The sequence below is a fragment of the Gemmobacter megaterium genome (assembly GCF_900156815.1).
In the GTDB taxonomy this organism is placed as follows: domain Bacteria; phylum Pseudomonadota; class Alphaproteobacteria; order Rhodobacterales; family Rhodobacteraceae; genus Wagnerdoeblera; species Wagnerdoeblera megaterium.
Window position 1 is genome coordinate 22,212 of record NZ_FTOT01000011.1, and the last position, 25,558, is coordinate 47,769.

Sequence of the window (25,558 nt, forward strand, 5' to 3'; positions counted from 1 at the left end):
CCTCGGAAAGGTTTTTCCTTGCTTTCACGCCTCAAGACTTTTCTGCGCCGCCTCAACCCTCTGCCCAAAAGCAAGGGGCTCCGGCTGCGTGATTATCTGCTTGCCGCGATTGCCAATCCCAGGGAATTCTCCCGCGCCGTGCGGCGCTATCTGAACCGGCGCTCGCGCATGGTCGAGGCGGTGGTGCGCGCCAGCGAAAATCCGATCCTGCGCGATCCCACGCCAAAGCTGCCGCAATCCTTCGATGCGCTGCTGGCCCGGCTGGCCAGCCAGGTCGGCGTGCTGGAACTGGAGCGCAGCGAACGGGACCTGCAGATCGGGGTCGGCGATGTCGATCTGCTGTCGGCCACCACCTTTCTGGCCACCGGCACCCCAGGGGCCAACCTGACGCTGGATGGCAAAAAGGTCCATCTGGGGATGGAAAAGATCAAGGCCCGGATCCAGTCGGCCCAATCGGTCGAAATCACCTTCAACGGCCCTGATCTCGATCCGATGCAGATCGTGCTCGAAAGCTACCACGAGACCGAGCCTGGAAAATGGATGTCGCCCAACAGCTCCAACCGGGTCATGCGGGCGTATTACGGCGACCAGCTGGGCCGTCCGGGCCTTGTCACGGCCACAGAGGTCCTGGGGGCGCCCTCGCTGGCCGCCCGCTCTGCGGCGATGCCGGTGGATGCGGTCTATACCTGGGTCAACCACGAAGATCCCGACTGGCAGGCAATGTACCGCCAATGGTCGGGCGCGCCCGAACCCGAGACCGCGCTGGCACGCAGCGAGGATGCCGAGGCGCTGTCACGGTTCCACAACAATGACGAGCTGCGCTATTCGCTGCGGGCGCTGGAGCGCAATCTGCCCTGGCTGCGGCGGATCTTCGTGTTTTCCAACTGCGCCCCGCCGGCCTGGCTGGCCACCGATCACCCGCGCCTGACCTGGGTGCGCCACGAGGAGGTGATGCCCCCCGAGGTGCTGCCCACCTTCAGCTCGCATGTGATCGAATCCTTCCTGCACCGCATTCCAGGGCTGGCCGAGCGGTTCATCTATCTCAATGACGATTTCTTTGTCATGCGGCCCATGACAAAGCTGGAATTCTTTACCGAGACCGGACAATCGCAGTCCCGGCTCGAAGGCTATGGCGTGGTGTCTGGCCCGGTGCGCGAAGGCGATCCCGATTACCTGAATGCCGCGCGCAATTCCGCCGCCCTGGTGCGCGAAACCTTCGGCTTTGCCCCGACCCAGTTGCACCAGCATGTGCCCTATGCCCTGCTGCGCCCGGTGCTGGACGAGATCGAGACGCGGTTCGCCGCGCAGATCGCGGCATTCCGCGTCAACCGCTTTCGCCGGCCGACCGATCTGAACATTCCCAGCTTTCTGTATCACCACTATGCCATGGGCAGCGGGCAGGCGGTGTCCACCCGCAAGGACAGCATCCTGGTCAAGTCAAACGACCTGTTCTGGACCAAGCGACTCAAACAGGCCGAAGACCGGAAATACCATTTCATCTGCATCAACGAAGGCGGCGCCGATGCCGCACCTTCGGGCTGGCACGAAGCTGTGCGCGCCTTTCTGGACACGCGCTTTCCCAAACCGGCGGCCTGGGAAAACCAGGGCTGAGGCGGACGGGGGCGGGGACCGCCCCCGGCAGGGCCTCAGGACGGCGCGCGTGCCGTCCGGGCCGATTGCGCCAGAAGTTCGGCGTTTTCGGCATCATAGCGGGCGCGCATTTCCTCGCGCGCGGCCTCGGACAACAGCGCCGGGCGCGGATAGTCGCGGTTCGAGAAATGCTCTTGCAGGAACTTGCGGAACAGCTTGCGTTCCGCCGGGTTGCGCAGCATCGGGTTGATGCCGCGCGCCAGCTCCAGCCCGCGGTCGCCCACGCTGGGATTGCGCACCGGCTTGTAGTCGAACTGGCCGAAGGGGCGCAGATCCGCCGCCGTGGCAGAGGTCAGGAACCGTTCCAGATAGGCGGCCTGCCCGGCGGCGATATCCTCGTCGAACGAGCGCAGCACGACGTTTTCCGCCCCGAACAGCCCGCAAAGCGCGTCATACAGCGGGCGCCAGGAAAAGCCGTGCAGCCCCAGCCCCATCATGTAGGTGTCGAAATCGTGCCAGGCCCCTTCATGCACGGTTTGCAGGTAATAGCTTTCCAGAAAGGCGGCCTGGCTGCGGATGTAATAGACCACCCGCCAGGGCCGGTCCTCGCCCAGGGCCTTTTTCAGATTGGCGCCATGGCGGGCCGCATCGGGGTAAAGATGCGGCGCATCCTGCCGGAACGGGCGGCCAAGCGCGTTTTCATGCGACAGCACGACACAGCGCATCCGGCGGCTTTCGGCCTCGGCGATCTTGGCGCACAGGCCCTTGGCCCCGGCCTCGACCTCGGCGGCGCGGCCCCAGCCGATGAATTCGTCGCCATCGCCGCGCGGCATGGGCCAGATACCTGCCTTCTGACACGCCGTGTCCTTGTCGCGCAGATATTTCTGGACAAGCGAGGTACCGGTCTTGTGGGCGCCAAGATGCAGGACAAGCGCTTGCAGGGTCATGGAATGCCTTTCGTTGAACTGTCGGCCCTATCTGGCGCATTCGGCGGCGGCTGTCAAAGCTGGACGGGCCTTTCCGCCCATGCGCCGCACGGTTAAGACAGACAGGCCCTGCCCTGCCAGCCAAGAGGCCCCCTTGCCCGATCCGCATATCGGCCCCCCCGCCGACCCCGATGCCGCCGGGGCGCTGCCCCGCCTGACCGTTGCCACGGCGATGATGGGGCATGGCCCGGTGCCGGTCCTGCCGCCGCCCGTGGCCGGTGTGATGCAGGATCTGCATGTGCAGGGGCTGCCCGACCGCTTGCCCCCGGCGCTGGCGGCGCTGGCGGCGCGGCCCGATGTGCGGATCCTGCCCTGTGCCGGGCGGGGGGCGGCGCGCAGCCGCAATGCCGCCCTGGCCACCGCGCGGGGCGAGATCCTGCTGTTTGCCGATGACGACATGGTGCAGGATCCGGCCGCGCAAGACCAGGTGCGCGCCGCCTTTGCCGCCGATCCGCGGCTCGATATCCTGTGCGGGCGGCTGCACGGGCCCGACGGGCGCCCGCACAAGGCCTATGGCGCCGCAGGCCGGGCGTTGCGGTTCTGGAATGCGGCCAAGGTCGGCACACCGGAAATCGCCGTGCGCCTGGCACGGGTGCGCGCGGCCGGGGTCGCCTTTGACGAAGGCTTTGGCGCCGGGGCCCAGGTGCCGCTGGGGGATGAATATGTCTTCCTGATGGATTGCCGCCGCGCGGGTCTGGCCGGGCGGCATGTCGCGCTGGGGCTGGGGGTGCATCCGCCCCACAGTTCCGGGCTGGCCTTCGGGCCCGAAACGCTGGGCTGGCGCCGGGCGGTGTTCCGCCGCGCGCTGGGGTGGTACTGGCGCCCGGCCTTTGCCCTGTTCCTGTTCAGGAACCGCCATCGCCTGCAGAGGGCGTCCTGAGCCGCGCGCGCAGCGCATCGGCCAGATCGCCCAGGGGCGGCACCAGCCGTGACCGCGCGGCCAGCGCGCGGCCCCACCAGCGCAGGCCCGCCCGCAGGTCGTGGCGCATCAGCCCGATCAGGTCCAGCAACAGCGGATAGTCCCAGCGCCCCAGCCCCCCGGCGCGCAGCCGGGCATTGGCCGCCATCTTGACCGCCAGCACCTGTTCGCGCGCTGCCGCCCCCATGTCCGAGGTCAGCGAGCTGTGGCCATCGCGGATATGCGGCAGCACCAGATCGACCAGATCGGTGCGCGGCCGCGCCAGCCCCAGATCGACGGCGAAATCCACATCCTCGCCGATTGCCGCCGGGCCAAAGCGCAGGCCATGTGCCTGCACGAAGTCCCGGCGCACCACCCGCATCCAGCAGGCCGGCACCCGCACCAGAATGCCCGTGTCGCCCAGGGCCCGCGCCCGGGCGACACGGCGGTTGGCAAACAGATGGCGCTGCCCCCTCCGGGCCGGATCGCCATCGCGGAACGAGGCCGCCTGCGGCACGATCAGATCGCAGCCCTGCCAGCGGCCCGCCGCCAGCCCGTCCAGCAACCGGCCCAGACCGGCCCGGTCCAGCAGATCGTCACTGTCGGCAAAGATCAGCCAGTCGCCCGCCGCCTCGGCCATCCCGAGGTTGCGCGCCGCCCCCGCCCCCGACTGGCCCGGCGCCAGATGCGCCCGGCGCAGCCGCAGCGCGGCAAAGGCCGGCGGATCATAGGGCAGCGAGGATCCGTCATCGACCAGCAGCACCTCCAGATCCGGCCGGTCGGGCAGACCGGCCAGCAAGGCGTCGATCATCCCGCGCCGGTCGGCACCGGGCTGGTTGCGGCAGGGCACGATCAGGCTGGCGATCAGCCCCGGCATGGGCATTCTCCGATCTGGCTCGTGCGCTTCTGGACCAGCGGGCGGGCAAGGAAAAGCCCCTTTCGTCACATTGCGCGCCGGGCCAGCCAGCCCAGAAAGGCCGCATCCGCCGATCGCAGCCGCTGGCGCCCGGTGCGCGCCCAGACCGCCTGCCATTCGGCCACCAGCGCATGGACATCGGCGCCCGGCATCCGGGCGCGGGCGCGCTCCAGCGTGGCGGGTTTCAGGGCCGGGCCCTCGCCGGGCTCCAGCACCGCGCCGCGCCGGGTGACATGCAGCATGTCGCCGGGTTCCTCGGCCAGGGCGTAATCGGGCAGATGATCGGTGGCGATCATCTCGCGCAGCATCTGGCGGAACACCCGCAAGGGCGAGGCCGATCCCGACTTGAGATGCAGCGTGGCCACCGAGACGCGCCATTCGGGCTGGCGCCCGCAATGCTTGCGCGCCAGTTCGTAGATGCGCCGCTCCAGCGGCTTGCGCAGCCGGAAATAATCGCGGCTCAGCGTCAGCACCGATTTCGACAGCACCGCGCGGTACAGCCATTCCGACAGGGTGACGGTGACCTGCACCATGCGCCCCCCCCTGGTGCGGCGCAGGATCTGCCAGCTCTCGATCAGGCCAAAGCCGGTGGTCGCCTCGATCCCGTCGGTGATCAGATTGGTGGTGATCCGCGTGCCGGCCAACCGCTCGAACGCCTCGCGCAGGCGGCGGTAGCTGTCGCCGCTGGTCTCGCGGTTGGTGGCGACCAGCAGGTCATGGGCGCGCAAGGACACATGGCGCGACACCGGCCGACCGGCATTCAGCGCCGCCATCAACTGGCTGATGCAATAGATCAGGATGTCCTTGTCAAACAGCGTGGCCAGCCCCTTGACCGAGGGCGTCACCGTCAGCTCCACCCCGTTATGGGCATAGCGCAGGATGCGCAGGTCGGGGCGGGTCGCCAGCGAGAACACCGGATGTTCCATGCTGGCCATATCGTCCTTGGGCAGGGCATCCAGAAAGTCGCACAGAAAGAAATCGGCCGTGGGGTGCCGGTCGGGCAACAGCCCTCCGCCGCTCGCCGCGACCATGCCTGACATGCCCACTGCCCTTTCGTGGTTTCATTGACACCCAAGCTACGCGAGCAGGCCCCAGCCGTAAAGCGCGGCAACGTGGTTCCGGAGTCACCGCTTCGGGGTTCCAGAGTCGGCCTAACGTGGTTCCGGAGTCGCCCAGGCCAGAACCACCCTGGCGTAATCCCATGAGATAAAAGGAAAAACAAGGAAGTCACGCCTGCCGTAACTTATATATAACACAAGATAACAGGAAAGCGCCGTCCAGCCCCCGATTGACGCCCCCAGAACAGACCCGCGCAATGCATTGAATAAAAAAGAAAATTCAGACACATGCGCAAAACTGTTGGATATGCCGTCTTTTGGGGTATATTGCAAAAAACACGGCACATGCATTGGCCGCCCCGCCCGGATATGGAGAATCGCCCATGGTCACAGTCAGGTCGAAACCGGGAAAGGCGCCGGGCAAACCAGGGGCCGATGCGCCGGGTCTGCCCCCCTATATGGGCCTGTCGCCAGATGCCGCGCTGGCCGATCTGGGCGATCCGACCGGCACCGGCGATTTTGCCCGGCTGGCCGCCGCCTGTGCCAAGGGCCGGGCCGATCTGGCCGCGCGCGGTCTGGACGATACCGGGGCGCGGGCGCTGCGGCTGTTTTCCACCTGGGAGATCACGCGCTATCTGATCCCCGTGGCCCAGGCGCATTTCCGCCGCGTGCTCAAGGCCAACCCCGATCTGCCCCAGGGCGCCAGCGAAACCGAAGGTGGCGCGAAATGGTTCACGCTCGACGAGGTGCTGCGCCTGCGGGCGCATTTCGGGTCCGAAGGGTCCAAGGCCAAACCCTATCTGCCCTGGCGCCCCGAAGGGCTGCCCGCCAAGATCGTGGCCGTGGCCAATTTCAAGGGCGGCGTGGGCAAGACCAGCACCGCCGCCCATCTGGCAATGTCAGCGGCGCTGGATGGCTACCGGGTGCTGGTGGTGGATCTGGACAGCCAGGGCTCGATGACCTCGATCTTCGGGGGCAAGGTCGAGGATGAATGGCAGACGGTGTTCCCGCTGCTGGCACGCCATTACGCCCGGCACCTGCAAGCCGAGAACCGCCTGCGTGCCGGGCGGGGCGAGGCGCCGGCACCCCTGGACGACACGCTGTCGGAGGCCCTGAAGATCGGCAGCGCGGACCTGGTCCAGCGCACCCATTGGCCCAACATCGACCTGATCGGGGCGCAGCTCAACCTGTACTGGGCGGAATTCCAGATCCCCGTCTGGCGCATGGCGGCGCGCGGCTGGAAGCTGTGGGAGGCGCTGACCGAAAGCCTGGCCGAAGATGGCGTGCTGGACCGCTATGACCTGATCTTTCTCGATACGCCGCCCGCGCTGGGATATCTGACGATCAACGGGCTGGCGGCGGCGGATGTGCTGCTGGTGCCGACGGGGGCCTCTTTCCTGGAATTCGATTCCACGGGGCGGTTCTTTGACATGCTGCATTCGACCTTCGGTTCGATCGAACAGTCGGAAAACATCGCCGCCCGTGCCCTGGGGCGCGAGGAATTGCGCTTTGAATGGGATGCGGTGCGGGTGATGCTGACGCGCTATGATGCCAGCCAGCAAACCGAACTCGCGGCCCTGATGCAGGCCTGGCTGGGCCGCACCATGACGCCCGAGCGGCAGGAATTCACTGCGCTGATCGGCCAGGCGGGCGAGCAGGTGCATGGCATCTATGAGGCGGATTACCGCGATTTCAACCGCGAAACCTATATCCGCGGGCGCGAGACATTCGATGCCACCTATGCCGCCTTCAAGCGGCTGATCCTGGGCATCTGGCGGCGCGACGATCTGGCGCGCAAAGGGGAATGACATGAAATCAATGGGTTACGTCATTTTTGTTTCGCATGCGAAACAGCGTTCGGCGGGTTTTCCTGCGGTTTACCCCCCTGCCCCATGCTGCCTGTCCCGGAGGGTCGTCTGATGGCACGCCGTCGCCTGCCGCCGCCCCCGGTTTCTGACGAGGCCGCGATGACCCCCGAACTTGAAACCAAATCCATGTTTTCGCTGGGGGGGGCTCCGGCGTTCAACCGGCCTCCGGTGGCGCGGGTGGCCGCCGAAAGTGCGGCCGAATCCGCGCTGCGCGATGTGTCCGCCGAACTGGCGAGCCTGCGGGCCGAGGGGCGCATGGTGCTGCGCCTGCCGCTGGAGGTGATCGAGGATGGCTGGCTGATCCGCGACCGCATCGCCACCGACCCCGAGGATATGGCGGCGCTGACCGACAGCCTGCGCGCCCATGGCCAGCGCACCCCCATCGAGGTGGCCGAACTGGCACCGGGCCGGTTCGGCCTGATCTCCGGCTGGCGCCGCATGGTGGCGCTGCGGTCGCTGGCACCCGAGGATGCCCGGTTTGCCAGCGTCCTGGCCTTGGTGCGCACGCCCGAAACCTCGGCCGAGGCCTATGTCGCCATGGTCGAGGAAAACGAGATCCGCGCCGGCCTGTCCTATTGGGAACGTGCCCGCGTGGTGGCCCGTGCGGTGGCCGGTGGTGTGTTCGGATCGGACAGGATCGCGCTGCAACGGCTGTTCGCCAGTGCCAGCCGGGCCAAGCGGTCCAAGATCGGCAGCTTTCTGGGGCTGGTCACGGCGCTGGAGGGGATCCTGGCCTTTCCCGCCGCCCTGCCCGAACGCGCCGGCCTGGAACTGGCCCGCGCGCTGGAGGCCGACCCCACCCTGCCAGACCGGCTGCGCGCGGCCTTGCAGGCCGATCCCCCCGCGACGCCAGAGGCCGAACAGAGCCGCATTTCTGCCGTGCTGTCGGGGCATCGCCGTGCCCCGCCGCCTGCGCGGCAGGTTCTGGGGCCGGGCCTGTGGCTGGAGGCGAAACAGGGCCGCATCACCCTGGGCGGCCCCTCGGTGGACGCGGCGTTCCGCGCCCGGCTGGAGGACTGGCTCGCCGCCCAGGCCTAGGGCGCCAGGCCAGCCCGCTCAGTCCACGCCGAACAGGTCGCGGGTAAAGATCTTGTCGGCCACATCCGACAGTTCGGGCGCGCGGCGGTTGGCGATGATCAGATCGGCTTCAGCCTTGAAGGCCTCCAGATCGCGCACCACGCGGCTGCGGAAGAATTCGTCGCCTTCCAGCGCGGGTTCATAGATGATCACCTCGATCCCCTTGGCCTTGAGCCGCTTCATGATGCCCTGGATCGAGCTTTCGCGGAAATTGTCCGACCCTTCCTTCATCACCAGCCGGTGCACACCCACCACACGGGGCTGGGCGGCGATGATGCGGTCTGCGATGAAATCCTTGCGGGTGCGGTTGGCATCGACCACCGCGGCAATCAGGTTCTGGGGCACCTGCGAATAGTTGGCCAGCAACTGCTTGCTGTCCTTGGGCAGGCAATAGCCGCCGTAGCCGAAGGACGGGTTGTTGTAATGGGTGCCGATGCGGGGGTCGAGGCCCACGCCTTCGATGATCATCCGGCTGTCGAGCCCATGCATCAGCGCATAGCTGTCCAGCTCGTTGAAATAGGCGACCCGCAGCGCAAGATAGGTATTGGCGAACAGCTTGATCGCCTCGGCCTCGGTCGAGCCGGGAAACAGCATCGGGCAATCGCCCTTGATCGCGCCTTCGCGCAGCAGGGCGGCAAAACGCCGGGCCGAGGGGCTGTCCGACCCCACGATGATCCGGCTGGGATGCAGGTTGTCGTGCAGCGCCCGCCCCTCGCGCAGGAATTCCGGGCTGAACAGGATGTTGTCATAGCCCGCCTGCACCCGCATCCGCAGGGTAAAGCCCACCGGCACGGTCGATTTGATGACGATGGCGGCATTGCGGTTCACCTCGAGCACCTTGGCGATGACCGCCTCGACCGAGGAGGTGTCAAAGCGGTTGGTCTCGGGGTCGTAGTTGGTGGGGGTGGCGATCACCACGAAATTCGCCCCCGCATAGGCTTCGGCGGCGTTGGTGGTGGCGCGCAGCTTCAACGGGCGGTTGGCCAGATAGTCTTCGCATTCCGCATCGATGATGGGCGCGCGGCGCGCATTCACCAGATCGACCCGGTCTTGCGAGATGTCGATCGCCGTCACCTCGTGATTCTGCGCCAGCAGGATGGCATTGGAAAGGCCGACATAGCCAAGGCCGGCAACTGCAATCTTCATGGTCTGGCTCCACGCCCGGTAAATATCCTGCAGAGCGTGAGCCTGTGTGGGCGCAAATTGCAACCCCGCCGCGCGCGCAAGGATGGATCGGATTGTTTCCAAAAGCCGCAGTTTGGCCATGGTCCGGTCCGGTCCTGCGGCGGGATGCCGGGGCAGGCTGGCCTTGCACGGGGGTGCAAGGGAAGTCTGCTCATGTCCATGTTTCGGCATGTCGCCATGCTGGGCGACGGCATCCTGCCGTTCGTCACCGGCATCGGCGATCTTGATCTGGTCGAGGTCGGTGGCAAGGTCCGGCTCTATTCGGCGGCGCGGCCCGGTGCGGGGGGCGGGGTCGCCGCCTTTGATGCCGAGGGGGGCGGGGCGGCCACGTTTCTGGGGCGGCTTGGCCATTCCGGCGTGTCGCGGGCGGGGGATCTGCCGCAACTGGCCGTGCTGACCGGCTGGCAGTCCGGGGGGGCGGATGCGCTGGTGCTGACGGCGGGATTCCTGCACACCGCGCCGTCGGGGATCCTGGTGTCGGGCAGTACCGGGGCGCCGGGGCGCCGGATCGCCCTGGACGAGGGCGGGGTGCCCGCCGATCTGCGCGCGCTGGACCGGCTGTTGCTGGCGGACGGGCGACATCTGGTCGTCACGCTGGACGCGGCCGGGCAGACGGCACAGATCTGGCCGGTGGACGGATCCGGGGCGCTGGTCGCCGGACGCAAGGCCAGCCTGCCCGAGGCGGGCTGGGACCGGATCGCCCTGGCCGATCTGGGGGGGCGGCTGCTGGTGCTGGCCGCCGATCAGGCCACCCACCGGATCATGGCGCTGCGGGAGGATGCCGCAGGGCGGTTGCAGCCGATGCCGGTGCTGGACGGCGGGGTCGGCATTGCGCTGCCCTCGGCGCTGTCCGTGGTGCAGGCAGGAGGCGGGCTGCATGTTCTGGTGGCGGGGGCGGGCAGTTCCTCGATCACGGTGTTTCGCATCGCAACCGACGGGCGGATGGTGGCGGTGGATCATGTGGTCGATGGTCTGGGCACCCGCTTTGCCGGGATCTCGGCGCTGGAGACGGTCGAGGTGGCGGGCCGCGCCTATGTGCTGGCAGGGGGCGGCGATCAGGGGCTGTCGCTGCTGCTGTTGCTGCCCACGGGGCGGCTTGTGCATCTGGACAGTCTGGCCGGAACGGCGGCGGTGCCGCTGGCGGGGCTGGGGGCGCTGGCGGTGCGCGCCATGGCGGGGGATGGCGGGGCCAGTGTGCTGCAACTCTTTGCCGCCGGGCAATCGGCGGGGATCGCGCAGTTCAGCATCGATCTGGGGGTGCTGGCGCCGCCGCGGGCCCTGGCGGGGGCGGGGGCGCTGACCGGCGGGGCGGGCAATGACCTGCTGCTGGCCGGGGCGGGGGCGGCCAGCCTGTCGGGCGGAGCAGGCGATGACATTCTGGTCGCCGGTAGCGGCCCGGCCACCCTGACCGGCGGGGCGGGGCGCGATCTGTTCGTGCTGGCCCCGAATGGCGCGCTGACCCGGATCACCGATTTCGACCCGGCCGAGGACCGGCTGGATCTGTCGGCCTTTCCCATGCTGCGCAGCCTGGGGCAACTGGGCATTGCCACCACCCCCTGGGGCCTGCGCCTGACCCATGGCGAGACGGTGATCGAACTGGTGCGCGCAGGCCCGGTGCCACTGACCGTCGCCCATGTGACCGAGGACAGTCTGGGCGGCTTTTCCCGGCTGCCCATCGGCGGGATCGCGCTGGTGCTCAAGGCCGGACGTCAGGGCGAACAGCTGGCAGGCATGGCGGCGGGCGACCGGCTGACCGGCGGGCGGGGGGCCGACACGCTGTCCGGGGGGGGCGGGGCCGATACGCTGCTGGGGCAGGGCGGCAATGATGTGCTGCGCGGCGGCGAGGACGATGACCTGCTCAAGGGCGGGGCCGGCGAGGATACGCTTTATGGCGGGGCGGGGCGCGACCGGCTGGTCGGCGGATCCGGGAACGACTGGCTGGACGGGGGGCGCGGCCCCGACCGGCTGTCGGGGGGCAAGGGCCGCGACAGCCTGTCGGGCGGGGCTGGCGATGACCGGCTGCTGGGCCAGGGCGGCGATGACCGGCTGGAAGGGCAAGGCGGCCAGGACCGGCTGGAGGGTGGCGCGGGCAACGATACCCTGCTGGGCGGGCGTGGCGACGATACGCTGTATGGCGGGACGGGCGAGGACCGGCTGCTGTCCGGACCGGGGCTGGATCTGCTGTATGGCGGGGCGGGGGCGGATGTGTTCGTCTTTCGCCCCGGCGATGCACGGCCGGGGGCGATGGCCGGGCGCATCGCCGATTTCCAGCCCGGCCTTGACCGTATCGACCTGACCGCCTTTGGCCTTGCCCATGTGCTGGAGGCCCGCGCCTTCACCGGGCGCGGTGCCGAGGCGCGGATCGAGGCACAGGCCGAGCATCTGCGCCTGTTGCTGGATCTGGATGGCGACCGCAGCGCCGATCTGGTCATCCGCATCGACGGTCTGGCCTGGCCCGAACCGGGCGATCTGCTGATCTAGGTCAGCGTTCCATCAGGTCGCGGTTGTAGCGATAGAGCAGCAGCAACCCCGTCAGCAGGGTGATCCCCGAGATGGTCAGCACATAGAGCACGCTGGTATAATCGGCCTGATAGGTGGAATAGACCCCGGTCCGGGTGATGCCGGTGATATGCATCAGCGGATTCCACCACAGGATCTCGCGGGCCAGCAAGGGCAGATCCTCGTAGATGTAGAAAATCCCCGACATCAGGAACAGCGGCCGCGTGGCGATCGACCAGGCGCTTTCCCAGATCGGGAACGAGGTCATCAGATAGCAGTTCAGCACCCCCACCGACAGGCCCAGCACCGCCGCCAGCGCGACGCCTTCCAGGATGCGGGGCACGTTCAGCAGCGTATGGGTGTCCATCAGCCCCAGGATCGCGGTCAGGATCAGCAGGCCGACCACCAGATGGGTCATGGTGGTCAGCACGAACCGGGCGATCAGCGCGTCGATGAAGGTGACGGCAGGATAGTTCAGCAAGGGGCGCGAAAAGCGGATCGCCCGCGCCATGGTGTTCGAGATGTCGTTGAACAGCGTGAAGGGCAGATAGGCCGAGGCATAGAACAGCGGAAAGCTGTTGCCCAGCGACGGCGTTTTCAGCACCAGGCTGAACGCCGTGGTCAGCACGGCCAGCGCCATCGCCGGTTCCAGGACCGCCCACAGGTACCCGCCGGGGCTGCGGCCATAGGTCGTGGCCATTTCGCGCAGGATCAGCGCCACGATGGTGCGCGGCATCCGCCAGCGCCGCGACGGCTGCGCGGGGGGCGGCGTCGGGATGGGGGGCAGGGTGGTGGTGTCTCTGGCAGCCATCGACCGTCTCGCAATCGTTGCTGGAAGTTGCGTTCCCCCTTATGTATGAAGCCGCAAGGACAGGCAAATGCCGCCGGGCAGCAGCAGGTGACCTCTTGGCAAAAACCCCCCGAACCCCAGCCGAGGCCCGCCTGCGCAAGCGCAACCGCCGCGCGGCCGATCCTGCCGATGACAGCGAGGCCGAAGGCACGCGCGGGGGCAAGGGGCGGCGCAAGCTGGACGGGCTGGGCAGCCGGGCGCTGAACCGCCTGCGCCAGAAGACCGGCCGACGCCGGAAACAGGCCGAAGAGACCCCCGAGACCGAGGCCGAGGCCCAGGCAGGCGCCGCTGACGCGCCGGTGCCCCCGCCGGGCGTGCCCTCGCCTGCCGATCTGCCCCAGGGGCCTGCGCCATCCTTGCCGGGGGTCCGCCCCGAGGCCGCCCCCGGCGTGGTGCCCGCGGCCCCCGATGCCGGGCCGTTGCCGGGCCCGGCAGCTCCGGTTCCCCGCAGCGGTCCGCCCTTGCCGGCCCTGGTGCGGCGGTCTTTCGTGGCCCGTCCTGCCGGGCGTCTGGCGCTTCAGGCGGCCCCCCTTGCCGGGCGCGACCGCCCGGCCCCCCCCGCCCGGCCCGATCCGCTGCCTGCCGCGCGCCCGCAACGCCGCCACCGCATCATGCTGTGGAGCTTTCTGGTGCTGGTGCTGCTGCCCTTCGCCCTGTCGGGGCTGTATCTGTGGGCGGTGGCGCGCGATCAATATGCCTCGACGGTCGCCTTCTCGGTGCGCAAGGAAGAGGCGCAATCCTCGTTCGACATCATCGGCGGCATCACCCAGCTGGCCGGGTCGTCGACCTCGGACAGCGACATCCTGTATGAATTCATCCGCAGCCAGGACATGGTGTCACGGGTCGATGCCGATCTGAACCTGCGCGCCATGTGGGCGCGGGCCTGGCCGGCCGATCCGGTCTTTGCCTATGATCCGTCGGGCACGATCGAGGATCTTCATGCCCATTGGCTGCGCAAGGTGAAACTGTCCTATGACGGGGGCACCGGCATCATCACGGTGCGGGCGCTGGCCTTTGATGCGGGTGATGCCGACCGCATCGCCACCGCGATCTATGCGGAATCGAGCCGCATGGTGAATGCCCTGTCCGAAGAGGCGCGCGCCGATGCCACCCGCCATGCCCGCGAGGAACGCGAACTGGCCTTTGAACGGCTCAAGGAGGCCCGCCAGGCGCTGACCACCTTCCGGCTGCGCACCCAGATCGTCGATATCGACAGCGATCTGCAAGGGCAGATGGGCCTGCTGAACACCTTGCAGGCCCAACTCGCCGCCGTGCTGATCGAACTGGACCTGCTGAACGAGACCGCCCAGCCCGGCGATCTGCGCATCCGCCAGGCCGAACGGCGCATCGAGGTGATCGAGACCCGGATCGCCGCCGAACGCGCCAAGTTCGGCGAAGGCGGCAAGGGGCCGGGGGGCGAGGATTATGCCCGGATCGCCGCCGAATTCGAACGGCTGAAGGTCGAACTGGAATTCGCCGAGGCGACCTATAATTCGGCACAATCCTCGTATGATTCCGCCCTGTCGAATGCCCAGCGGCAATCGCGCTATCTGGCCGCCCATATCCGCCCGACGGTGGCCGAACAGGCGCTGTATCCGCAACGGGTGATCCTGTTCGCGCTGACCGGGTTTTTCCTGCTGGTGTTCTGGAGCGTGGGCGTTCTGGTCTATTATTCCGTCCGCGACCGCCGCTAGGGGGCAGCGCATGGTGCGGCTGGAGAATCTGAGCAAATCCTATGTCACCGAAGGCCAGCGCAAGGTGGTGGCCGACAATATCAGCGTGACCTTCCCCTCTGGAGCCTCGGTCGCATTGCTGGGGCGCAACGGGGCCGGAAAATCGACCCTGCTCCAGATCATCGCGGGCACCACCAACCCCAGTTCGGGGCGCGTCGTCTCGACCGGGTCGATCTCCTGGCCGGTGGGCTATGCGGGCAGTTTCCATGGCGATCTGACCGGGGCGCAGAATGTGCGCTTCATCGCGCGGGTCTATGGGGTCGATACCGGGGCGCTGGTCGAGTTCGTCGAAGGGTTCGCCGAGCTGGGGCCGCAGTTCCACATGCCGTTCCGCACCTATTCTTCGGGGATGCGGTCGCGTCTGGCCTTTGGCCTGTCGATGGGCATCCATTTCGACACCTATCTGGTCGACGAGGTGACGGCGGTGGGCGATGCGCGGTTCAAGCGCAAGTCCGAGGCGTTCTTCATGGACCGCATGTCGCGCAGCGGGGCGATCTTTGTGGCGCATTCCATGGGGGCGGTGCGGCGGCTGTGCACCCATGGGGCGGTGCTGGAAGGCGGGCGGCTGACCTGGCATGACGATGTCAACGATGCGATCGCGCATCACGAGTTCAACATGTCCAGGCCATGACCGGCGCTGCCCCCACCGTTCCGGTGCCCGCTGTTTCGGTGATCGTGCCGTTCCGCAATGCCGCGGCCACGCTGGGGGCCACGCTCGACAGTCTGGCCGCCCAGAGCCTGCCCGACTGGGAGGCGCTGCTGATCGACGATGCCTCGGAGGATGCAGGCCCGGCGCTGGCGGCGGCGCGGGTGGCGGCAGATCCGCGGTTCCGGCTGATCCGCACCGGGGCGCGGGCCGGGGTGGCAGGGGCGCGCAACCTCGGGATCCGGGCCGCGCGGGGCCGCTGGCTCGCCTGTCTGGATGCCGATGACCTGTGGCTGCCCGACAAGCTGGCCCTGCAACTGCCGGTGCTGCGTCAGGGGGCGCCGCTGGTGTTTTCCTCCTATGCGCGGGTCGATGCGGCGGGCCGGGTGTTGCGGGTGGTCGAGGCGCGGGCCCATCTGTGCCATGCCGACATGCTGGCCGGAAATCCGATCGGCTGCCTGACCGCCATCTGGGACAGCCAGCGTTTTGCGGGCGCCGAATTTCCCGCCCTGCCTTTGCACGAGGATTATGCCTTCTGGTTGCAGCTCTTGCGCACGGGTGCCTGTGCGGTGGGCCTGCGTCCGGTTCTGGCGCGCTATCGGGTGGGGGCCGGGTCGCATTCGGGCCAGAAGCTGCGCGCCGCGCGCGCCACCTGGTCGATCCTGCGCGACGAACCGGGGGTCGGCCCCTGGCGTGCGGCGACCGGATTCGCGCGCTATGCGCTCAAGGCGGTGCGGCACAGGCTCTGACCGGCCCCGGTTGACGAAGGGTTGCGCCTGCGCGCGCCGGATTTGGCGGTTTTTCAGATTTGCGCGGCAGGCTCTGGCCTCCGTCAACCCGCCGAGGCCCCATGTCCGACACATCCCCCATTCTGGCCCTGCCCTATCTGATGCCGGCGCAGGCGCAAAAGCATGTCACCCACAACGAGGCGCTCCAGCGGCTGGACGTTCTGGTCCAGACGGTGGTGGAAAGTTTCGGCGCCACCCTGCCCCCCGATACGCCGGTCGAAGGCGAGGTCCATGCCCCCGGCCCCGGCGCCACCGGGTCCTGGGCCGGGCAGGAGGGGCATCTGGCGCTATGGCTGGACGGGGCCTGGAGCTTTGTCGCGCTGCGGCCGGGCTGGCGGGCCTGGGGGCGGGCGGACAACCGCCTGCGCCTGTGGGACGGCACGGCCTGGGTGGCCCTGCCGGTCGATACCGACGGGTTGGCCGGGGTGGGCATCGGTACCGCGCATGATGCCACCAACCGGCTGGCCGTGGTTGCCCCGGCTGCCCTGCTGACCCATGCCGGGGCCGGGCACCAGTTGAAGATCAACAAGGCCGACGCCGCCGAAACCGGATCGGTGCTGTTCCAGTCGAACTGGTCGGGCCGGGCGGAACTGGGGGCCATCGGTGATGACAATTTCACGCTGAAGGTCAGCGCCGACGGGGCGGTCTGGAAAGATGCGCTGCGCGCCGACCGCACCACCGGCGTGGTCGCGGTGCCGAACGGGCTGGATCTGGGCGGCAGCCTGACCGGCACGGCGGTGACGCAATCGAGCGTCGATGGCACGGCCGGGCGGTTGACCAAGGTTGGCGATTTCGGCTGGGGCCTGGCCTCGAGCGGGCTGGCCAATATCGCCGACTGGAACCGCACCGATGCCCCCAGCGGGGTCTATGCCTTTGGGGCGACCACCCTGTCGCCCGAGGCGCGTCCGCCGGGGTATTCCCCAGGCAATTTCGGGATCGTGCGGATCGAGCGGTTCAACAACGACTTCTTCAAGCAATCCGCCAGCCGCGCCGCCGCCAGCAACCCCGAGGAAATCTGGGAACGCCGCCATGCCAACGGAACCTGGACCGAGTGGAAACAGGTTTACAATCAGGGCACCGTCGTCGGTCCGGCCAGCCAGTCCGGCGGCAAGCCGACCGGCGCGCTGCTGGAACGGGGCAGCAATGCCAATGGCGAGTATCTGCGCTTTGCCGATGGCACGCAGGAATGCTGGCGCAGCCTGGCCGGAACGGTCGGGGCCGCCAGCCTGTGGACCTTTCCGGCCGCCTTTGCGGGGGCGCCGGTCGTGACCGGATCCGTGGTGGCGACGTCGTTGTCTGTCATGTGTCTGGAGGCCGTACCGAGCCATATCAGTGCCTCGGTCAGCGCCCGCGATGCCAGCGGCCGCCGCGCCGATACCATGCACCTTGTCGCCCGTGGCCGGTGGTTCTGAGGAGATGTCCATGCCTGTTGATCCCATGCCTGTCGAATCCGTTCCTGTCGATCCCGGCCCTGCCGGTCCTGCCCCCGGTGCCGTGCCGATGATCGTCACCCTGTCCCCCATGCGGCGCGACGACAGGCTGCAGCTGCACCGCAGGGGCCCCCTGCTGGCGATCAATGATCAGGTGCTGGATCTGTCGGGGGTGACCGAGGACAGCCCGCTGGCGGCGGCGACCGCCGGCTGCGACTGGCTTGCCGGGGATATCCGCCGCGAGGGGGAGGCGCTGCATCTGACGCTGACGCTGCCGCATGGCCCGGTGCCGTTCCCGCCCCCGCCCGAGGCGGCAGCGGTGCTGTATCCGGCGCCGGTGGTGATCTTGCAGGATGGCCCGGTCAGCCTGCCAGCCTGGGACGAGGAGGGGGGCGGGGCCGGCTGACCCCGCCCCATACTCCCCCCGTCCCGGATCCCCGGCCGACCGGATTCGTGGCCCGGACGGGGTGCGGCGCTGTCGTACTCCCGTTGCGATGCAATGATAGGCAGGCACCATGAGAACTGCCTGTTTTCACGCCGCGCGCGATCAACTTTGTCGTGCAATGCCCTTGGTCCCGTGCAGCCGGGACAGGGGTGATGCTGTGTGGTGTCCGGTGATGGTATGGGGCCTTGGCAGGGCTTTGCGGAACGTTGGCAGACGGCGTGGGAACCTGCATCCGCAGTGCCGGGAACCGGGTCGCAAGGCCCCTGTGTGTTGCACTTTGACCGTTGATGATCTACACCGCGCCCATAATGGTGCCAGATTATTCAACGGTTTGTTTCGATAGAATATACAGGGATTTGCTGTATGCGACTGCATGACCGTTTTGCCGGGTGTTTTCTGACCTACCCCGATCTGACAGGCAAACGGCAGGCCGAAGGCGGGCGCCGGATCCGGGATGTGCCGCGCCCTGACGGCGCCAGGGGCCCCTTGGTCAGCGTTGTCACGGTCTGCTGGAATTCCGCCGCCACGATCGACCAGACGATCCGTTCGATCATCGCCCAGGATTATGACAACGTCGAATATGTCATTGTCGATGGCAATTCCTCGGATGGTACGCTCGACATCATCCGCAACCATGCCAAGCATATCGACTATTTCGTCTCGGAGCCCGACAAGGGCATCTATGACGCGATGAACAAGGGGATCGAACTGGCCCAGGGCGCGTTCATCCTGCTGCTCAATTCCGACGACTGGTACGAACCCGATGCCGTGCGCCGCCTGGTCGAGGCCAAGATGTACAGCGGTTGCGATTTCACCGGCTGTCTGGCGCGATACGTGAATGCCGATGGCAGCTCGCATGTGCTGCCCAGCATGAGCTATGACAGTTCGGTCCTGCTGCGGATGCCGCTGCGGCACGAGACGATGCTGATTCCCGCCACCCTGTATGACCGGATCGGGCGCTATGATACCGGCTTTCCGATCATCGGGGATTTCGACCTGACGGTGCGGCTGTATCAGGCCGGGGCCACCTATTACGAACTGCGCGAGCCGCTGCTGAATTTCCGCACCAGCGGGGTGTCGAACACCGCGCTGGACCGGCTGCATGACGAACACCGCAGGCTGCTGGCGCGGGTGTTTCCCTTTCTGACCCCCGAAGAGGTCCACCGCCTGGGCGATCATTCGGTGGCGACGCCCGACGATTTCATCGACGTGGCCAATGCCCATGCCGACCAGCCCGGTTTCGTGCGCGCCGTGCGGGCGATGATCCGTGATTTCGGCCGTCTCTGGGGCGGCCCCTGGGCCGCGGCGCCGCTGCACCGGCTGGCCAAGGACGGCCCGCTGCGCTATCCCAAGGTCAGCGTGGTGATGCCGGTCTACAATGCCGCAGCCACCATCGTGCCGACGCTCGACTCGGCCCTGTCCCAGGATCTGGACGATTTCGAGATCCTGTGCGTCAACGATTGCAGCACCGACGACAGCGCCGCGATCATCGCGGACATTGCTGCGCGCGATCCGCGCATCCGCCTTTTGGACAATCCGCAGAACCTGGGGCCCGGCGGGTCGCGCAATGCGGGTATCCGGGCCGCGCGGGGCGATTACGTCTTTTTCCTTGATGCCGATGACGACCTGCCGCCCGGTGCCCTGCGCCGCCTGCACGAGGCGGCGGTCGCCCATGGCAGCACCATCGTGCGCGGGGCCTTCCGGGTGGAACGCCCGATCCATGGCGAGATGGTGCGCACGGTCAAATACCCGGCCGGGGTTTCCGAACGAACGGTCGGAAAGACCAGCCTGGCGGACATGCCCGGACTTCTGTCCAGCACCGAAGGGCATTGGGCCGGGCTTTACGACCGCGATTTCGCCGAGACGATCCTCTATCCCGAGGGTTTCCGAATGGGCGAGGACAGCCTGTTCCTGATCAAGGCGCTGGCCTTTGCGCCGGTGGTGACGCTGATCCCCGATGTCGTCTATGTCTATCAGGACAGCGCCGGCAGCGCGATGAACACCTATACCTTCGAGAAGTATATGCAGGACGTGCAGTGGCGCCGCATGGCCTGGGGGGTGCTGGATGCGATCGGCCAGCGCGACCGGGGCGATTACTTCCTGTTCGATTACTGGAACCCGCCGTTCTTTGCCACGCTGGAGCAGGATCTGTCGCCCGAACAGCACCGCGCCTTTTATCAGGCGCTGTACGAGGCGTTCTGCTTTGCGGGCAATGCCGATCTGGCGCGCTGCACCTCGCCTGTGCTGCGGCCGATCTTTCTGGACAACATGGCCCGCCTGGGGCTGGTTGAACCGCCGCCCGCCCCCTTGCAGATCGCCATCCTGACCAGTTCGGATTCGGGCGGCGCGGGCATTGCCAGCCAGCGCTGCATGGCCGGGCTGCGGGCCGCGGGCGAAGGCGCCTTCAGCATCACCATCTTCAAGAGCGGGCAGGATCCGAATGTGTTCACCGCGCCGCTCAGCGGTGCGGCCACCGCCCTGCAAGGCGACCGCGAGGCCTTGTGGAACCACTGGCTGTCCACCGTATCGGTCGGCCGCAAGGGGCCGGTGAAATCGCGCGCGCGCGAATTGTTCTCGCGGACCGACAGCATCGTCGATCCGGTGGCGCTGGGGCGCGAACTGGCCAAGATCGACGTGATCCATCTGCACTGGACCGTCGGCATGATCGACTATCCGCGCATTTCCGACCTGCTGGGCGACAAGCCGGTGGTCTGGACGCTGCATGACATGAACGCCTTTACCGGCGGCTGCCATTATTCCGAAGGCTGCACCGGCTATCGTGACCAGTGCCGCGACTGTCCGCTGCTGGAAGGCGACAAGAGCCTGGCGCACGAGGCCTGGAAGGCCAAGCGCGCGGCCTATGACAAGCTGAAGAACCTCCAGATCATCTGCCCCTCGCAATGGCTGGCCGATTGCGCGCGCGAAAGCTCGCTGTTCGGGGACCGGGATATCCATGTGGTGCCCAACCTGATGCCGGTGGACCGTTTCGTGCCCACCAACCGGCTGGTGGCGCGGCTGGCGCTGGGGCTGCCGCTGGACCGCAAATATATCGTCTTCGGGGCCGACAGCCTGAACAACACCCGCAAGGGCGGGCAGATCCTGGCCGACAGCCTGGCGCTGCTGAAGGAGCGGGGCCTGGCCGAGGGGGTCGAGGGGCTGTTCTTCGGCTCGTCCAGCCTGGAGGCGGGGATCCCGGCGCATAACATGGGCTATGTCGCGGATCCGTCGCGGTTGTCGCTGATCTATGCGGCGGCCGATGTGTTCGCCTTTCCCTCGCTGGAGGACAATGCGCCGCAAACCCCGGTCGAGGCGCTGTTGTCGGGCACGCCGGTGGTGGGCTTTCCGGTCGGCAATGTCCCCGATCTGATCCGGCACCTGGAGACCGGCTATATCGCGGGCTATGGCGATGCGGCGGATTTCGCCGATGGGCTGGCCTGGGCGCTGGACAATCCCAAATCGGCCGAAAGCCTGCAACGCGGGTTGCGCGGCCATGTCTTTGCCCGGAGCTATCACGAGCCGAAGGTTGCCATCGACCGGCATGTCGAGGTGTTGCGCGGCGCGGCCGGGGGCTGAGCCCACGCCGCCCTCAGGTCTCTGCGCAGGCCGCGATCCGGGCCCACCAGTGCCGCAGCGTGAGCTTTTCCAGCACGCCGGCCCGCAAGGCCGGATCGTCGACAAAGGGGGACAGATCCGCCGCCCAGTGCCGCAGGCGGTCCCTGTCCAGGCAGTCCGGGGTCCAGTCCTCGACATAGGCGACCGGCAGGTCGCGATAGGCGGCGCTTGTCGCTGTCCTGCGCAGGATCGGGATGCAGTCGGCCAGCAACGCCTCCCATGCCTTGGGCGACGGATCCAGCCCGCCGCCCTCGACGCAGATGGCAAAGGCGTGCCGGTGCAGCGCCGCGCGATAGGCCGCTTCGTCCAGCCCTTCGTCCTGATGCACGCAGACATCCGCCCAGGCGGTCCGGGCAAGGGCGCTGGTCCGATGGCGGTTCTGCCACTGCGGCCCCTCGCGCAGGCGGTGGCAGCAGAAGGCCCGCGGATCGCGGGCGGCAAAGGCCGGAACCCGCGCCGGAACCGGCGGCGGCGCGGCCCCCGCCGGCGTCACCAGACCCAGCGGTAAGGCCGAGACCCTGGGATGGAACGGGCTGTCGAGATTTTCGGCAAACCAGTGCACCAGGCGGGGATCATCGGCAATGGCCGCGATCATGGCGCGTTCCTCGGCGTCGAAGGCCCGCCAGCGCCGGTCGGTCTGGCGCGGGATCGTCACATCCTCGGATCCGCTGACCAGCACGAACCTGCCCCGGATCCGGGGCAGGATCCGGTCGTGGAACCCCCGCAGTGCCACAAAGGGCGCCCGCAGCGACAGAAAGACATGGCGCGGGCTGTCCGTCCGCCCGGCACCGCGCAGATCGAGCTGCGGCGGTTTGTGATCCGACAGCACGGCCCAGTCGCATCGGGCCGCGATGCCGCTCAGCACATAGGCGGCCGCCCCCGCGCCTTTGGGAAAGAGCCGCGTCGACAACAGCTCTGGCGGTGTTTCATGCGGAGGGCTGGGATCCTGGTGCCTCATGGAAAGGTCAGCGTTCCGGATCCGAAGCAGTCGCGGTACAGCGCCAGGTCTTCGGCATAGGCCTGGCAGACCGCCGCCACGATCTCGTCATCATAAAGCGCCTCGGTTGCGGGCACCAGGTTGCGGGCCTTCAGGGCAGCGATCTCCTGGGCGGGAACATCGCAATAGCGCGCGCTGCCGTCGCGTGTGAAGCGCGACAGATCGTGTCGGCCCAGAGCGCGGGCATCCTGGACCTTCAGCCCCGTCATGCGTTCGATCCCCTCGCTGGCCTCGGCAAAGCGTTCGAGGCAGAAATAGGCGGAATAGGTCTCGTAGACCAGAAAATCGCTCTGGGGGCACCAGTGGTTGTTGTGTCCGCGGATCGCGGGATCCAGCATCGCCAGGGCAAACTGGCGAAAGCTGAGATGGCGCAGGCTTGCGACATGCGGCAGCAGGGGCAGCAGTCTGGGCGCCGGCGGCAACTGCCCGACGATCTTGTCCAGATAGAAGCTGGCCAGCCGGGCAAAGGGGCAGCGCAACAGCACAAAGCTGCTGTGCGCGGTGACCAGATCGCGCAGGCTGGCCGAGAAGGTCCAGTTGTTGTGGTGGATCCAGCCGAAATCCTCTGGCCCGGCGATGGCGCCGTTGTCCAGCGCCAGGGAATAGCGCAGGGTCGTGCAGGCATTCTTGGGGATGAAACTGTAGACCGCATTGCTGCGATAGATGCACAGGGCATGGCGGGCGGCAAAGCCGTGCCGTTCGTTTTCCGCCAGCGCCCCATGGCTGAGCCGGGCCTGTCTGAGCACGTGTTTCATGCCTGTCTCGTCTCCGGCAAGGGGCGATGCGATCGGGCGGAACGGTCCTGGGGCATCCTCATGGCAGCTTCAGGCAGGCGGCAAGCTCTCCGCGCAGGATCAGGGGCACGACAAGATTGTGCCGGTCGAAATTCTCCAGCGGCTTCAGGACCACATCGGGCAGATCCGCCAGATGTTCGGCATGGGCACGGTCGATGGGCGACTGGGCCCCGAAATACATCCAGACCCCCTGTGGCACATGGGCCCGGACAAGCCGGTTGCGCAGATCATGGCCGAAAGGGTCGGGAATTTCCAGAATCTTGCGCCGGACCATCGGGCCGCGGGTGTCGCCGTGCTCGCGGGCGAATTCCTCGGTCATGCAGGTCGGAGCGGCCAGGCAGACAATGCGTTCGGCCCCCAGGGCCAGGCCATAGATCATTGCGCCATAGCCCCCGGCCGAGGATCCGATGCAGATCAGCCGCCGGGTTCCCAGTTCTGCCAGCCGGATGCGCAGGCTGGCCAGGGTGCTGTCCATATCCGCCCCGAGGCTTTCGACCCCGAGCAGAAAGAACCTCCGCTGGTAATCGCGCAGAAAGACGCTGGTGGCCCCGGCCTGCGCGACGAAGCAATCGGTCAGGGCGACATCGCCCATGGCCCGGTCGATCAGCCCGGTGAAGAACAGGACCGTGACCCTGATTCCCCTGGCGCGCTGCACAGCATGTCGTCGGGCGTGTCCCGGATCACCGGCCTCTTGCGGTCGGCGGCTGCGGGAACCTTGGCCAGCATGTCCGGCAATTCGGATTTGCGGATCCCCCGCACAACCGCATTTCCCTCCGGAAGTCTGGCAATCGCGGCCTGGGCCGCCACGGCATCGCCCTGGATGGCAAGGGTGATGGCCTCGTGTTGCAGGGCCTCTTCGGCGGCGGTGTCGGCCACCGGGCGCAGCCCCTGCGCCCCGGCATCCTGCAGATATTCCGGCCACCTGTTGCACAGGCGGCGGATGAACCCCGCCCGTTCATGGGCCGGGATCAGAAAGCTGAACTCGACAAGCTCGGGAAAGCGGGGAAAGGGGGCGGCACTGGCGATGGCGGCCTCGACGATGCGGCGCATCTCCTCCAGATCCCGCTCGGCATAGGCGATCTCGAACAGCACGCGATAGGGCAGGGCCAGATCCGGCGCCCGGCTGCGGACTAGCTGTGCCAGGGTCCGGGCCTGGGGCGCCTCTCCTGCCTGCCAATGCGCCGCAGCAAGTGCTGCGCGCAGATCGTGACGGTTGGGGCGCAGGGCCACAAGTTCTGTCAGGCAGGCGATCAGGGCGGGGGTATCCCTGGACTGTTCGGCATGGCGGCGGCGCAGCACCAGCATCTCGAAGCGGTTCGCACCGGCCGTCTCGGCACGTGCCAGCAGTGCGGGCACGCTTGCCGTTTTCCGGCTTCGCAGCGCAAGATCCGCCGCGGCAAGCAGAACGGCAGGGGCCTCTGGGGCGGTGTCCAGCAGGCGGTCGACCAATGCCCTGGCCTCGTCCAGCTTTTGCAGCCTGAGAAGCTCGCCAAGGCGCAGCAGTTCCGCATTCGGGGCAGTCATCGGGAGAGCTTTCCATTTACGCAAGGGGCACGCCGTGCGCATCCTGCACGGGGCTGGCCGGGGGCCGACGATATCGTGAGCGATCCCGGCAACCGCTTCAAGGCAGAGTTGTGCGCATTGCCAGGCCGCGCAACCGGGGGGCCGGGACTGTTCCGTCCGGCAGCACATCCACGTGCCGGTGCAGCGACTTTCGGCAGATGGCGCACAAGACGGGACGGCCAGCGGATCAGGCCATGCGGGGATCAGGCGGGCGGCGATCCACCGGCTTTCAGCCGTTTGCGCACCCGTGCCAGATGCGCGGCCACCGGATCGTCGGGGCCCAGCCGTTTCGCCGTGGCGCCGATCGCCTTGGGTGCGGGGGCCGTGCCACCCAGCAGCAGATCCGAGGCATGGAGCAGCAGGGCCAGACGGTCGGCCTGATCGGGCGTGGCCGGGGCGGGTGTCAGCCGCCGGGCGCGGCTTTCGGCCGCCTCGGCCCGCGCTGCCAAGGCGGTCAGCGTGGTTTCCAGCTCGACGATCTGTCGGGACAGCAGCTCGATCATGCTGCCCGGATCCGCGCCCTTGTCTGTCATCGTCCGGTGCCCCCTCCCAGGATTTCGGTGCCGTGTCATTGCTGTGTCATGAAACCCTGCGGCTGTCACGCAGGGCCGGCGATCCGGGCG

At 67.7% G+C, this 25,558-nt stretch carries 21 protein-coding genes; 11 read left to right on the plus strand and 10 right to left on the minus strand.

The window, feature by feature from the left end; all coding sequences use genetic code 11:
• Positions 1-18: 18 nt before the first annotated feature.
• The gene (locus BW970_RS17640; RefSeq protein ID WP_076533914.1) at positions 19-1,611 is read left to right on the plus strand and encodes a stealth family protein; all 1,593 of its coding nucleotides are present in this window, start codon (positions 19-21) and stop codon (positions 1,609-1,611) included.
• A gap of 35 nt (positions 1,612-1,646) precedes the next feature.
• On the opposite strand, the gene BW970_RS17645 is transcribed toward BW970_RS17640, so the two are convergent.
• Complete coding sequence (locus BW970_RS17645) at positions 1,647-2,537, minus strand: hypothetical protein (protein ID WP_076533915.1); 891 nt, start codon at positions 2,535-2,537, stop codon at positions 1,647-1,649.
• A 133-nt stretch (positions 2,538-2,670) separates the two neighbouring features.
• Between BW970_RS17645 and BW970_RS17650 the strand changes: the two genes are divergently transcribed.
• Positions 2,671-3,456 (plus strand): glycosyltransferase family 2 protein, encoded by a 786-nt coding sequence (locus BW970_RS17650; RefSeq protein ID WP_159441465.1) that lies wholly within the window; start codon positions 2,671-2,673, stop codon positions 3,454-3,456.
• Here BW970_RS17650 and BW970_RS17655 read toward each other — a convergent pair.
• Together BW970_RS17655 and BW970_RS17660 are read right to left on the minus strand one after the other, a co-directional pair.
• Positions 3,422-4,351 (minus strand): glycosyltransferase family 2 protein, encoded by a 930-nt coding sequence (locus tag BW970_RS17655; protein WP_159441466.1) that lies wholly within the window; start codon positions 4,349-4,351, stop codon positions 3,422-3,424. The two genes, BW970_RS17650 and BW970_RS17655, sit on opposite strands and share 35 nt — an antisense overlap.
• Positions 4,352-4,416: 65 nt before the next feature.
• On the minus strand, positions 4,417-5,430 hold the full coding sequence (locus tag BW970_RS17660; RefSeq protein WP_076533921.1) for a replication initiator protein A: 1,014 nt from the start codon (positions 5,428-5,430) through the stop codon (positions 4,417-4,419).
• Between the two features lie 401 nt (positions 5,431-5,831).
• Here BW970_RS17660 and BW970_RS17665 point away from each other — a divergent pair, with 401 nt between their 5' ends.
• Positions 5,832-7,256: an AAA family ATPase gene (locus tag BW970_RS17665; RefSeq protein ID WP_083701359.1), complete on the plus strand. Its 1,425-nt coding sequence runs from the start codon at positions 5,832-5,834 to the stop codon at positions 7,254-7,256.
• 111 nt (positions 7,257-7,367) lie between these two features.
• Positions 7,368-8,354 carry a ParB/RepB/Spo0J family partition protein gene (locus BW970_RS17670; protein ID WP_076533922.1) on the plus strand — a complete coding sequence of 329 codons (987 nt, stop codon included), beginning with the start codon at positions 7,368-7,370 and terminating at the stop codon, positions 8,352-8,354.
• 18 nt (positions 8,355-8,372) lie between these two features.
• On the opposite strand, the gene BW970_RS17675 is transcribed toward BW970_RS17670, so the two are convergent.
• On the minus strand, positions 8,373-9,539 hold the full coding sequence (locus BW970_RS17675; RefSeq protein ID WP_076533967.1) for a nucleotide sugar dehydrogenase: 1,167 nt from the start codon (positions 9,537-9,539) through the stop codon (positions 8,373-8,375).
• Between the two features lie 192 nt (positions 9,540-9,731).
• Here BW970_RS17675 and BW970_RS21265 point away from each other — a divergent pair, with 192 nt between their 5' ends.
• The gene (locus BW970_RS21265) at positions 9,732-12,059 is read left to right on the plus strand and encodes a calcium-binding protein (protein WP_076533924.1); all 2,328 of its coding nucleotides are present in this window, start codon (positions 9,732-9,734) and stop codon (positions 12,057-12,059) included.
• Position 12,060: 1 nt separating this feature from the next.
• Here BW970_RS21265 and BW970_RS17685 read toward each other — a convergent pair whose 3' ends face one another.
• Complete coding sequence (locus BW970_RS17685; RefSeq protein WP_229740550.1) at positions 12,061-12,888, minus strand: ABC transporter permease; 828 nt, start codon at positions 12,886-12,888, stop codon at positions 12,061-12,063.
• A gap of 95 nt (positions 12,889-12,983) precedes the next feature.
• Between BW970_RS17685 and BW970_RS17690 the strand changes: the two genes are divergently transcribed.
• From BW970_RS17690 to BW970_RS17715, 6 genes are all read left to right on the plus strand, one after another.
• Entirely contained in the window at positions 12,984-14,621 is a 1,638-nt protein-coding gene (locus BW970_RS17690) for a KpsE/RkpR family capsule polysaccharide export protein (protein ID WP_229740551.1), read from the plus strand.
• Between the two features lie 10 nt (positions 14,622-14,631).
• Positions 14,632-15,291 (plus strand): ABC transporter ATP-binding protein, encoded by a 660-nt coding sequence (locus tag BW970_RS17695; protein ID WP_076533925.1) that lies wholly within the window; start codon positions 14,632-14,634, stop codon positions 15,289-15,291.
• Positions 15,288-16,055 (plus strand): glycosyltransferase family 2 protein, encoded by a 768-nt coding sequence (locus BW970_RS17700; protein WP_076533927.1) that lies wholly within the window; start codon positions 15,288-15,290, stop codon positions 16,053-16,055. Before BW970_RS17695 ends, BW970_RS17700 begins: the two co-directional genes overlap by 4 nt.
• A gap of 101 nt (positions 16,056-16,156) precedes the next feature.
• Positions 16,157-17,506, plus strand: a complete 1,350-nt coding sequence (locus BW970_RS17705) for a DUF2793 domain-containing protein (RefSeq protein WP_076533929.1) — start codon at positions 16,157-16,159, stop codon at positions 17,504-17,506.
• A gap of 10 nt (positions 17,507-17,516) precedes the next feature.
• Complete coding sequence (locus BW970_RS17710) at positions 17,517-17,930, plus strand: hypothetical protein (protein ID WP_083701360.1); 414 nt, start codon at positions 17,517-17,519, stop codon at positions 17,928-17,930.
• 402 nt (positions 17,931-18,332) lie between these two features.
• Entirely contained in the window at positions 18,333-21,542 is a 3,210-nt protein-coding gene (locus BW970_RS17715) for a glycosyltransferase (protein WP_076533930.1), read from the plus strand.
• A gap of 13 nt (positions 21,543-21,555) precedes the next feature.
• On the opposite strand, the gene BW970_RS17720 is transcribed toward BW970_RS17715, so the two are convergent.
• From BW970_RS17720 to BW970_RS17740, 5 genes are all read right to left on the minus strand, one after another.
• Positions 21,556-22,539, minus strand: coding sequence for a hypothetical protein (locus BW970_RS17720; protein ID WP_076533932.1), 984 nt, complete (start codon positions 22,537-22,539; stop codon positions 21,556-21,558).
• Positions 22,536-23,333, minus strand: a complete 798-nt coding sequence (locus BW970_RS17725) for a sulfotransferase family 2 domain-containing protein (protein ID WP_076533934.1) — start codon at positions 23,331-23,333, stop codon at positions 22,536-22,538. The genes BW970_RS17720 and BW970_RS17725 overlap by 4 nt, the downstream gene beginning before the upstream one ends.
• Positions 23,334-23,391: 58 nt before the next feature.
• Positions 23,392-24,027, minus strand: a complete 636-nt coding sequence (locus BW970_RS17730; RefSeq protein WP_076533935.1) for a hypothetical protein — start codon at positions 24,025-24,027, stop codon at positions 23,392-23,394.
• Entirely contained in the window at positions 23,976-24,896 is a 921-nt protein-coding gene (locus BW970_RS17735; protein WP_076533937.1) for a hypothetical protein, read from the minus strand. Before BW970_RS17735 ends, BW970_RS17730 begins: the two co-directional genes overlap by 52 nt.
• Before the next feature lie 242 nt (positions 24,897-25,138).
• Positions 25,139-25,468 carry a hypothetical protein gene (locus BW970_RS17740; RefSeq protein ID WP_076533938.1) on the minus strand — a complete coding sequence of 110 codons (330 nt, stop codon included), beginning with the start codon at positions 25,466-25,468 and terminating at the stop codon, positions 25,139-25,141.
• Positions 25,469-25,558 lie beyond the last annotated feature (90 nt).